11 protein-coding genes are annotated in these 11,943 nt (G+C 36.3%); all 11 read left to right on the top strand.

Annotated features, from left to right (window positions below; genetic code table 11):
• Nucleotides 1-69: 69 nt before the first annotated feature.
• The 11 genes from HMPREF3116_RS01480 (at nucleotide 70) to HMPREF3116_RS01530 (ending at nucleotide 11,909) form a co-directional block, all read left to right on the top strand.
• Nucleotides 70-2,586, top strand: coding sequence for an SF1B family DNA helicase RecD2 (locus HMPREF3116_RS01480; RefSeq protein WP_070467183.1), 2,517 nt, complete (start codon nucleotides 70-72; stop codon nucleotides 2,584-2,586).
• Between the two features lie 303 nt (nucleotides 2,587-2,889).
• Entirely contained in the window at nucleotides 2,890-5,532 is a 2,643-nt protein-coding gene (gene alaS / locus HMPREF3116_RS01485) for an alanine--tRNA ligase (RefSeq protein ID WP_070467185.1), read from the top strand.
• Nucleotides 5,533-5,596: 64 nt separating this feature from the next.
• Nucleotides 5,597-5,860, top strand: coding sequence for an IreB family regulatory phosphoprotein (locus HMPREF3116_RS01490; protein WP_003140964.1), 264 nt, complete (start codon nucleotides 5,597-5,599; stop codon nucleotides 5,858-5,860).
• The gene (ruvX, locus tag HMPREF3116_RS01495) at nucleotides 5,860-6,279 is read left to right on the top strand and encodes a Holliday junction resolvase RuvX (protein WP_070467187.1); all 420 of its coding nucleotides are present in this window, start codon (nucleotides 5,860-5,862) and stop codon (nucleotides 6,277-6,279) included. Before HMPREF3116_RS01490 ends, ruvX begins: the two co-directional genes overlap by 1 nt.
• Before the next feature lie 47 nt (nucleotides 6,280-6,326).
• On the top strand, nucleotides 6,327-6,629 hold the full coding sequence (locus HMPREF3116_RS01500; protein ID WP_070467189.1) for a DUF1292 domain-containing protein: 303 nt from the start codon (nucleotides 6,327-6,329) through the stop codon (nucleotides 6,627-6,629).
• A gap of 192 nt (nucleotides 6,630-6,821) precedes the next feature.
• The gene (gene mltG / locus HMPREF3116_RS01505) at nucleotides 6,822-7,943 is read left to right on the top strand and encodes an endolytic transglycosylase MltG (RefSeq protein WP_070467191.1); all 1,122 of its coding nucleotides are present in this window, start codon (nucleotides 6,822-6,824) and stop codon (nucleotides 7,941-7,943) included.
• 114 nt (nucleotides 7,944-8,057) lie between these two features.
• A complete protein-coding gene (gene udk, locus HMPREF3116_RS01510; RefSeq protein WP_070467193.1) occupies nucleotides 8,058-8,693 on the top strand; it encodes a uridine kinase in 636 nt (211 codons plus the stop codon).
• Nucleotides 8,694-8,811: 118 nt separating this feature from the next.
• Nucleotides 8,812-9,291, top strand: a complete 480-nt coding sequence (gene greA / locus HMPREF3116_RS01515; RefSeq protein ID WP_070467195.1) for a transcription elongation factor GreA — start codon at nucleotides 8,812-8,814, stop codon at nucleotides 9,289-9,291.
• Between the two features lie 182 nt (nucleotides 9,292-9,473).
• Nucleotides 9,474-10,226, top strand: a complete 753-nt coding sequence (gene liaF, locus HMPREF3116_RS01520) for a cell wall-active antibiotics response protein LiaF (RefSeq protein ID WP_083272709.1) — start codon at nucleotides 9,474-9,476, stop codon at nucleotides 10,224-10,226.
• Nucleotides 10,223-11,284, top strand: a complete 1,062-nt coding sequence (locus HMPREF3116_RS01525) for a sensor histidine kinase (protein ID WP_070467199.1) — start codon at nucleotides 10,223-10,225, stop codon at nucleotides 11,282-11,284. The genes liaF and HMPREF3116_RS01525 overlap by 4 nt, the downstream gene beginning before the upstream one ends.
• A complete protein-coding gene (locus tag HMPREF3116_RS01530; protein ID WP_070467201.1) occupies nucleotides 11,277-11,909 on the top strand; it encodes a response regulator in 633 nt (210 codons plus the stop codon). Before HMPREF3116_RS01525 ends, HMPREF3116_RS01530 begins: the two co-directional genes overlap by 8 nt.
• Nucleotides 11,910-11,943 lie beyond the last annotated feature (34 nt).

Below are 11,943 nucleotides of genomic sequence, written 5' to 3' on the forward strand. Positions count from 1 at the left end.
AATCTCTCATCCCTAGCTTGCTTGATATGCTATAATTATAAGGATTATGATGAGGAGGGAGTAGCTAACATGGGACAAAATCAAAATAATATATCAAGCGAAGATTATGTCATAGGTGAAGTAAAAGCAACCTTCTTTTTTAATGAGCGCAATTTTTATCGGGTAATGTCAGTTGCAATTGATGAGACAAATACAATGTATTCAGAAAAAGAAATTGTGATGACTGGTAATTTTCCATCTATTCAAGATGGCACTACATATCATTTTAATGGGAAGTTAGTAGACCATGCAAAATATGGTGTTCAATTTCAAGTGACCTCCTATGAAGCGCAAAAAATTACCTCTAAAGAGGGTTTAGTGCGCTTCTTATCATCGGAACAATTTCCTGGTATAGGAGATACACTAGCTAGTCGTATTGTGGACACTTTTGGCGACAAGACGATAGATATCATTCTAAATGATCCTGATGCCTTAAAAGTAGTGAAGGGTCTTTCCAAAAAAACGCGAACCATTTTATATGAAAGAATGGTGGAACAAAGAGGAAATGAGCAAGTTTTTGTAAAACTAGCTGAAATGGGTTTTTCTTCAAGACTAGCAGGACAAATTTATGGTCTTTACCATAATGAAGCAGTTGAAATTATAGAAGAAAATCCTTATATATTGATTGATGATATTCGTGGATTTGGTTTCCAAAAAGCTGATCAAATTGCCTTAAATATTGGATTTCCCTTAGATTCTCCAGTTCGGATTGCAGGTGGCATAATGTTTGTGTTGAACTTGGCTACCTTTGAGTCAGGTAATACTTTTGTGATGGAGAAGCCACTTATTGAAAAAACACAAGAAGTATTGATGCATGGACAGTCTCAATTTATTGATGCTAAATTAATTGAAAATACGATTTCTGACATGAACGAGACAGGTAAGTTAATACTATCTGAAGAGGGGCGGGTTGCTTTACCTTCCCTGTATTTTGCAGAAGTTGGTATTGCGAAAATGATGGATCAAATGCAACAACCACAATACCAACCCCAATATCCTGGTGTTGATTTAGATGAAGAGATTCAACAATTAGAAAAAGATCTTGGTATTTCCTATGGACAAGCACAAAAAAAGGCAATAAAAGAAGCTTTAACGTCTAAAATGTTCATCTTAACGGGTGGGCCTGGAACGGGTAAGACAACGGTATTGAATGGTATCGTACAGTTATATGCCCGTCTAAATAGTATTTCATTAAATGTAGAAGAATATGATCCCGGTGCTTTTCCAATTTCATTAGCCGCACCAACGGGACGTGCAGCTAAACGGATGACTGAAATGATAGGTATACCAGCTTCTACTATTCACCGTTTACTCGGTTTAACAGGTGAAGAAGATGACCGAGAAGATAGTGAAGAGGTGGGTATTCAGTTAGAGACAGACTTGCTGATTATTGATGAAATGTCTATGGTGGATACCTGGTTGGCCTTTAAGTTACTTTCATGTGTACCATCATTTATGCAAGTCATTTTTGTTGGGGACAAAGATCAATTAGCCTCAGTTGGGCCTGGTCAGGTTCTTGCCGACTTACTTTCTTCTCAAACGGTTAAAACGCGTGAATTAGATGAAATTTACCGCCAGAAAAATCAGTCAACTATTGTGCAATTAGCGCATCAGATTAAGCAAGGTATTGTGCCTAAAGATTTGATGATGAACCAAAGAGATCGGTCGTTTTTCAAAGTACAAGCGAGCCAAATTGCCGATCTAGTAGCCGTTGTAGCAAAAAGGGCGATTGAGAAAGGGTATCCAAAACGCGATGTCCAAGTTCTAGCGCCTCTTTATAAAGGACAAGCAGGCATTAATCATATTAATGAGCGACTTCAGGCCGTATTAAACCCCAATGAAGATGGTAAACGGCGTGAATTAGTATACTTTGAGCAAATTTTTAGAGTTGGCGATAAGGTCTTGCAGTTAAAGAATCAAGCCGAGAAGAACGTTTTTAACGGTGACTTAGGCGAGATTGTGGCAATCTTTTTTGCGAAAGAAACAACTAATAAAGTTGACCAGATTGTGGTACAATTTGACGAAGTTGAAGTGACTTATGAACGAAATGATTTTAATGAAATCACTTTAGCTTACTGTACTTCTATTCATAAATCACAAGGTTCAGAATTTCCAATTGTGATTGTGCCGTTAGTGCCACAGCATCATCGCATGCTGAAACGAAATCTGTTATATACAGGGATTACTCGTGCTAAACAATCCCTAATTATGTGTGGAGATCCTCAAGCTTTTCAAACAGCGATTCAAAATGTGGATGCAAGTCGCCAAACACAATTAAAAGACTTTTTAATGGAAGCCGTAGATATTGATGAGCGAACCGCCACTGCAATTCAAAGCGAAATAGCTGAAGAAGCGGAAACGGCAAGTCAGCTAGTGAATAACGAAATGGATAGTACAAATTGTGAACATGATGATGCATTAAGCGAGAAAAATGTGGATGAAGAGATATTCAATCATCAAGATTTTCATCTAACTGTCGATCTTATTCTTAGTCATTCTATTGATCCTATGATTGGAATGGATGGGATAAGACCTGAAGATTTTTAGTAGAATCGATAAGGTGAAAACTTGACAAAAAGGGCATTCTGTCAGTATAATTTGGAAGGTAAAAAGACTTTAAAAGTCAACAAGTAGAAAGAACCATATTTTATGAAATTTAGCGAGGATGAATAGGTGCAAGCATCCACCCGTAAAATGCTCTCTTTCTAAAAAATTAGTCGAAAGACTACGCGCTAGCGTTATCCAGCAATTAGAGAGGTAATGTAAACATAGCATTGCAAATGAGGTGGTACCGCGCGAAGTCGTCCTCAGTTTGCAATACTATGTTTTTTTATTTTGAGGAGGAGAATTATGAAACAATTAACATCAGCAGAAATTAGACAAATGTGGCTAGATTTCTGGAAATCTAAAGGTCATAGTGTAGAGCCTAGTGCTTCATTAGTCCCAGTACAAGACCCATCTTTACTTTGGATTAACTCAGGAGTTGCTACCTTAAAGAAATATTTTGATGGTTCTGTTGTACCAGAAAATCCGCGAATCACAAACTCGCAAAAATCAATTCGTACGAATGATATAGAAAATGTAGGGGTTACTGCACGCCATCATACTTTATTTGAAATGTTAGGAAACTTTTCGATTGGTGATTACTTTAAAGAAGAAGTTATTCCATGGGCTTGGGAGTTTTTAACTGACGAAAAATGGTTAGCTCTAGAACCTGAAAAGCTTTATATGACTTATTATCCAGAAGATACTGAAACAGTAGAATTATGGCGTCAAGCGACTGACTTATCTGATGATCATTTTGTCCCAGTTGAAGATAATTTTTGGGATTTGGGTGTTGGACCATGTGGCCCTGATACTGAAATTTTTTATGACCGTGGTGAAAAATACCAAGATCTAGAAGATTCTGATCCGGAAATGTACCCAGGTGGGGAAAATGAACGTTATTTAGAAATCTGGAATATTGTATTTTCACAATTTAACCATATGCCTAATGGGGAGTATGTGCCACTAAAACAGAAAAATATTGATACGGGTATGGGATTGGAACGTATGACTTCTGTTATACAAGATGCACCAACTAACTTTGAAACAGATCTATTCTTACCAATTATTAAAAAAATTGAAACGCTGGGAGCAAGTGTAAAGTATGGTGAAAAAGCTGAAACTGACGTATCGTTTAAAGTGATTGCTGACCATGTACGTGCAGTTACTTTTGCAATCAGTGACCGTGCGTTACCCTCAAATGAGGGCCGCGGTTATATCTTACGTCGCCTGATTCGTCGTGCAATTATGCATGGCCGTCGTTTAGGCATTAAAGATAAATTCTTAGTGAAATTAGTACCTGTTGTAGCTGACATTATGGCTGACTTCTATCCCGAAGTAAAAGATGACCAAGATTTTATTCAAGATGTCATTGATACAGAAGAAAATCGTTTCAATGAGACAATTAATGAAGGGGAAGCCATTATTCAAGAAGTAATTTCTTCACTTGAGGCTGCACATAATAAAATGATGTCTGGTGCCCAAGCCTTTAAATTATATGATACATACGGATTCCCATTAGAATTAACCCAAGAGTACTTGGAAGAAGTGGGTATTGATGTTGATTTATCTGGATTTGAAGAAGCGATGAAGGCACAAAGAGAACGTGCACGTGCTGCTCGTAAGGATTCAGCAGGGATGGGCGTACAATCTGAAGTGTTGAGTGATATTGATGTAGTATCTACATATGTTGGCTATGACCAATTGACAGTAGAGACACGGGTAAATACGATTGTGTCTGGTGATGCTATAGTTAGCTCTGCAGAAGCAGATGAAGAAATTTACCTAGTTGTAGAGCAAACGCCATTTTATGCCGAAATGGGTGGACAAGTTGCTGATACAGGAGATATATTAGATGAAAGTGGTCAACTAATTGGACAAGTGGTAAATGTTGTACGTGCACCAAATGGACAACATTTACATGAAGTAAAACTGGAAGCTGCAGTTGTGTTAGATCAAATAGTACAGTTAGTTGTGGATCGTCGTCGCCACCATTCAATTGAGAAAAATCATACAGCAACACATTTACTACATCAAGCATTGAAAGATGTTTTAGGCGATCATGCGAATCAGGCCGGTTCATTAGTTACTGCGGGTCACCTGCGTTTTGACTTTTCCCACTTTGGTCAAGTAACGGATAATGAATTAGCTGAAATGGAAGCTAAAGTAAACGAAGCAATTGCAGAAGCTTATCCAGTGGTGACAACAGTAACCTCTATTGAAGAAGCAAAAGCTGCAGGAGCACAAGCTTTATTTGGCGAAAAATATGGTAGTGAAGTGCGTATGGTCGATATTAACCATTGGTCTATCGAATTATGTGGGGGTACGCATGTAGCAAATACTGCTGAAATTGGTTTATTCAAGATTATCTCTGAATCTGGTATTGGTGCGGGTGTAAGACGTATTGAAGCTGTGACTTCTCTTGCGGCAATTCAAGAATATAAAAAACAAGAAAATATTTTGAAACAAATTGCAGAAAACTTAAAAGCTAAAAGCTTCTTGAATATTGTTGAACGGTTACAACAATTTAAAGAAGATCATAAAGAAACTTTACAACAATTAAGCGCGTTACGTGATAAAATGAATGCGCAAGCTGCGGTACAAATTTTTGACCATGTAGAAACTGCTGGTGCATACACTGTGATTGCTGAACATGTTCCTAATCGTTCAATGGAAGAGTTGCGTAAAATTGCTGATGAATGGAAACAAAAAGACAGTTCTGATATCCTTGTACTAGCAACTTCTCGTGATGATAAAGCGAATTTATTAGTTGCTGTTGGTCAAGATGCAGTTAAGTCTGGCATCAAAGCGGGTGATCTTGTTAAGCAAATCGCACCAAAAGTTGGTGGTGGCGGTGGTGGTCGATCAGATATGGCCCAAGCAGGTGGTAAAAATCCAGCTGGCATTAGAGAAGCACTTGCATTTGCGAAAGAAATTATTAGCAAATAATGACGAATTCTTGTTAAACTCTAGATAATTAGGTAAACTATAGATAGTATTTGGAGGTGTTCTGATGAGTAATAAAGATGAAACAGTCCTATTCAACTTTGGAGAAAATAATGAAAAGGATGTCAAAGAGACATTAGAAATCGTTTATGACTCACTAAAAGAGAAAGGCTATAACCCAGTAAATCAAATCGTTGGTTATTTATTATCTGGTGATCCAGCTTATATCCCACGTCATAATGAAGCACGTAACATTATCCGTTATCATGATCGCGATGAAATTCTTGAAGAATTAATTGTGAATTATATGAAACAATCTGGTCGCGAATAATGCGTTATATGGGATTAGATGTGGGGTCTAAAACAGTCGGAGTGGCTGTTTCTGATCCGTTTGGTTGGACTGCTCAAGGAGTAGAGATTATTCCAATTGATGAAGAAATGGAACAATTCGGTTTGGAACGCCTTGGTGAGTTAGTGGCTGAGTATAAAGTAGAAGCATTCGTTCTTGGTTTACCCAAAAATATGAATAATACGATTGGTCCACGAGCCGAAGCATCACAAAGATACGGACAACTTATTTTAGATCAATTTGACATTCCTGTTTTCTACCAAGACGAACGGTTAACTACTGTTCAAGCAGAGCGGATGTTAATAGCAAACGACGTTAGCCGTAAGAAGCGAAAAAAAGTGATTGATAAATTAGCAGCCGTATTAATCTTACAGAACTATTTAGATACCCACCCATCATAATAGGGTTTAATCTATATTTACCCAATATACAAAAAGGAGAATTTTAAATGACTGAACATCACGAACATGACCATGAAGGTCACGACCACATTACAATCATTGACGAGGAAGGTAACGAACAACTATTCGAAATATTATTTACATTCGATTCAGAAGATTTCGGTAAATCGTACGTTATTCTTTACCCAGCAGGCGTATCTGATGAAGAAGGAGTAGAGTTACAAGCCTTCTCATATGAAGAAAGCGAAGATGGCTTTGAAGGTCAATTGAATCCTATTGAGACTGAAGAAGAATGGGATATGGTAGAAGAAGTATTAGCGACTTTTATCGAAGATGAAGACATGCAATAGGATTAAGTAGCTATTAGAACATATGAAGGATTTGGGACTATTTGGTCCCAAGTCCTTTTATCTTTTAGAATGTTATTTGAGTAATTATTACAGCTATTTTACGTTTATTTGTATTTATCTAACATTTATATAGAAAAATTACACATTCATGTATAATAGGAGTAATGATTTTACAAGAAGAGGAGTCGCTATATGTCTAAGAAAGCACGCGAAGATTTTTACAAAAAACAGAAAGATCTTGATCGTAAAGCAGCATCTACTGCTTCAAAAATAGCTAAGTGGTTTTTGATTATTTCTGCAACCTTAATTATTGTTGTTGGTTTATTTTTATCGTTTATGATCTTTACAGGAGGTATTGGTAGCTCTGACGAAACTGTCGAAGTGAACATTCCAGAAGGGTCAACAACAGCTGATATTGCAAGCATTTTAGATGACGAAGGTATTATTTTTAACGACTTCCTTTTTACAACATACTTACGGTTCTTTGGTAATGATGCTATTGAAGCTGGAACATATACTTTACATAAGAATATAGGATATACAGATGCTAATAATGAATTACAACAAGGAGCTACAGCTCAAGTAGCGTCTATTGCTATTCCTGAAGGTTCATCGCTAGAAAGCATTTCACAAATTATTGCTGATGCGCTAGCTATAGATCAAGAAGATGCGTTAGCACAAATGACAGATGATGCGTTATTTGAAGAATTATTAGCTAAATATCCTGAATTACTGACTGATGTATCAAAAAATGATGATGTACGTTATAAGCTAGAAGGTTATTTATATCCAGCGACATATCAATTATCATCTACTGTAACAGTAGGAGATATTGTGACGATGATGGTTGATGAAATGGAAAATGTTCGTCAAACACATACAGCTGAGATTGAAGCTTCTGGATTCACTTTCCATGAATTCCTAACTTTGGCTTCATTAGTTGAGGCAGAGGCGCCCTCATTAGAAGACCGTGAAATGATTGCAGGTGTATTCATGAATCGTTTAGAAATTGATATGCCAATTCAATCAGATATATCGGTCTTATATGCAAATAATACACATTCTGCATATGTTACCAATGAGGATGCAGCTGTAGATTCACCATATAACTTGTATATCAATACAGGTTTTGGTCCAGGTCCGTTTAATAACCCTGGTATTGAAGCCATTGAAGCCTCCATGAATCCAACTGAGTCTGATTATCTGTTCTTTGTAGCTGACCTGAAAACAGGTAAAGTATACTATTCGGAAACTTATGAGGAGCATGATGCGTTAGTTGAACAATATGTTACTGAAGAAAACGCTAACTTATAATTTACAGTAAAAAATAAAAATAGCTTGAATTTACTTGCAATTGAGAACATTTTTCTCTATATTTAATAGCAGTGAATTCGAGCTTATTTTTAATATCAGGAAGGTGTGTTTTGAATGCGTAAGCCAATCATCATCGGTGTAACAGGTGGTACAGGTTCAGGGAAGACAACTGTAACCCGTAAAATTATTGAAGAATTTGGCGATGTCAGTTTAGCTTATATCCCACAAGATGCTTACTATAAGGATCAAAGTCATTTAACGATGGATGAACGTGCGTTAACTAACTACGACCACCCACTAGCATTTGACAATGATTTATTAAGTGATCATATTCGACAATTATTAGATGGAGAATCTGTTCAAATGCCGGTTTATGATTTCACTCAACATAATCGTGCAGAAGAAACGATTCGTTTAGAACCCAAAGAAGTGATTATTATTGAAGGTATTTTAATCTTCTTTGATAAAGAACTGAGGGATTTAATGGATATTAAAGTCTTTGTAGATACTGATGATGATATCCGTATTATCCGGCGTATTAAGCGTGATATGGCTGAGCGTGGACGTTCATTAGACTCGATTATTGATATGTATACGTCGGTTGTAAAACCCATGCATGAGCAATTTATCGAACCAACGAAAAAATTTGCAGATATCATTATTCCAGAAGGTGGCTCCAATAATGTTGCGATTGATTTGATGACAACTAAAATTCGCTCAATCATTCCAGATGACTTAAAAACAGATTAATTAAAATATTATTAGAGATTATCAAATTAAGTGTATTGCAAAATATCTAGTTCCATGATATTGTGGGTCTATTCACTTTTGATAAGTTGAAATTACTATTGTTGTTAGGAGTAGAAGTATGGCAGAAGAAGTATATCCAATGACCCAAGAAGGTCTTGAGAAAATTCAACAAGATTTAGACGAGTTAAAAATTGTAAAACGTAAAGAAATCGTAGAACGAATTAAAATCGCACGTTCATATGGAGATTTATCAGAAAACTCTGAATATGAAGCGGCTAAAGATGAACAGGCCTTTGTTGAGGGTCAAATTCAGAAATTAGAGAAAATGGTTCGTTACGCAAAAATTATTGATCCAAATGAAATCGATGAAGGTATTGTTTCGCTCGGACGTAAAGTAACTTTTATTGAGTTACCTGATGGTGATGAAGAAGTTTACTCTATCGTTGGTCGTGCAGAAGCAGATCCATTAGATGGTAAGATTTCTAATGAATCACCGATTGCACAAGCATTGATTGGTAAAAGTGTAAACGATGAAGTGACAATTGACACACCAGGTGGCGACATGGTAGTAAAAATTATTAGTGTCGATGCAATCTAATTTAAGTAAATTTTAAGACATATCTCTATCACACATGTGGTGGAGGTATGTCTTTTTTACAAACTATTATGATAAGTTTAAGGCTTAGGTCTAATGTAAAAAGATTATCTATCTCATAAAATGGTCATATGTAGTAAAATGTAAAATGGTATGATTAAAATATGAAGAGGATGGAGGGCAATATGAGGAATCTATGGATGATATTAGCTTGTTTTGCCGGATTAATTGTTTTTACAGGTTTATTGATTAAACCAGAAAATGTGATTTCTATTGTGGTCGGCTGTGGCTTATTGGCTATCAGTAACCGTATAAAAATGCAAATAAATGAAGAAAAGCAGCATCAAAGTTGGTTGAATTTATTACTAGTTGCTATAGGGTGCTTCCTCATTTTTATTGGAATAGTGACCTTACCTTATATTTCAGGCATTTTATTAACCATGATCGTTGTTGGTTTGGTCTACTATGGCATTACTAGAGATCAATCTGATAATGAGAAATATGATTTAACTTTACGTCAAACGAAGATTGTGGAAATGGAAGATAATAAGTTTAATAAGAAAGAAACTTTTTTAGTATTTGATCAATTATTTAATCATGCGCCGTATCAAGAAGAAATATATACTTGGAAAAATATTGAGCTGTATCATTTGTATGCAAATACCTTTATTGATTTTGGATCAACTATTGTCCCTCTTGGTACAAATGTGGTGGTAATTAATCAATTAATTGGTCATACGAAACTGGTTGTGCCTGAAGGTATTGGCTTTGAATTACATGCTAATGGCTTTCGTACGGAAGTGAACTGGAATGGTAAGAAAATACCATTAAATAATGAGCGAAAAATTTTTATGAGTAATGATTATCAACAAAGCAATCGAAAGATTTATTTACAAGTTTCTCAAGGATGGGGAGCGGTTGAGGTGGTCTTTTTATGAGAGGACGTCGCCTGTTAACTATCTTTCTAGTTATTTGGTTATCACTATTAACTTTGTCAATTGGCGCATATATCTTAATGATACTTGCACCAAATATGATGTACGTTAAAACATCCTATCTTGGTGTTGCACGTTTAACTTTACCTTTTATCTATTTGTTAATGATCAATATGGGCATCTCCTTACTGGCAACTTTTATTTTGTATTTCTTCTTATATAAGGATGAGCAGCGATTAACTGCAAAATTAACCGCTTTGACTACTCGGAAATATGATTCACCTGTTTTTCAAGGTGAAGTGACTGGTACATATACGAATGATCAACTGGAAGGTCAAATTGAGCAGTTAAGAGTGATGTTGCAGAATATGGAAATGGCCTTACAAGCGAAGACAGTAGCTGACGAAGCAAATTCTGAGATGAATCGAAATGAAATAGTCAAAGAGGAACGACAACGAATCGCTAGGGAATTACATGATTCAGTTAGTCAGCAATTATTCGCTATGACAATGCTTCTATCTGCGATTCAAGAACAAGCAGATAATATAGATCCCGTAAATCAACAACTTATTGGTAAAGTGGCTGATATGGTTGATCAAGCACAGGCTGAGATGCGGTCATTACTCCTCCATCTACGCCCAATTTCACTAACCAATCAAACTTTAGCAGAAGGGATTAAACAGCTCTTTAGAGAATTAGAAACAAAAGTAAAAATCAATTTCGAAGCAACGGTGACTGATGTTCAGTTGCTACCGGAAGTAGAGAACCACTTATTTCGGATTGTACAAGAATTATTGTCTAATAGCCTAAGACACGCAAAAGCGCAAATTATAGAGTGCCATTTATATGAGAAAGATCGGAATATTTACCTAAGGTTTTCGGATGATGGTGTGGGTTTTGATACGGATAAAGAATTAGCACAAAGTGGCGGGTATGGTTTGAAAAATATCCAAGAGCGTGTTGGACAATTAGGTGGCAGTGCGAATATTATATCTTTTGAAAATCAGGGGACCTTAGTACAAATTGTTATACCAAGAAAAATGGAGGGTATGTATGATTAGTGTATTACTAGTAGATGATCATGAAATGGTCAGATTAGGCGTTTCAACCTATCTATCTACTCAAGCAGATATAGACATAGTGGGGGAAGCAAGAGATGGATTAGAAGGCAAAAAATTAGCTTTAAGCTTACGTCCAGATATTATTTTAATGGATTTAGTGATGGATAATATGGATGGTATACAAGCGACACAAGACATTTTAGCCGAGTGGCCAGAAGCAAATATTTTAATTGTTACTTCTTTTATTGATGATGAAAAAGTATATCCAGCAATGCAGGCTGGTGCAAAAGGGTATATACTAAAAACATCTTCAGCTAGCGAAATTGCTTCAGCTATTCGGCGAACATTCGCCGGTGAATCAGTCATTGCCCCCACCGTAAATGAAAAACTCATTGCTCATGAGGTAGAATCTAACCGCCATTATCTTCATGACGATTTAACGTCACGTGAGCAAGAGGTTCTGCAGTTGATTGCTGCTGGTAAATCAAACCAGGAAATTGCTGACGAGTTATACATTACTTTGAAGACTGTAAAAACACATGTATCCAATATACTATCAAAATTAGGTGTAGAGGATCGCACACAAGCGACTATTTATGCTTTTCAACATCAGCTTGTAAAATAAAGAGGCTCTTCGTCAAATCGGACTGATGAGAATA

It is taken from the genome of Aerococcus sp. HMSC10H05 (assembly GCF_001806975.1).
Taxonomy (GTDB): domain Bacteria; phylum Bacillota; class Bacilli; order Lactobacillales; family Aerococcaceae; genus Aerococcus; species Aerococcus viridans_B.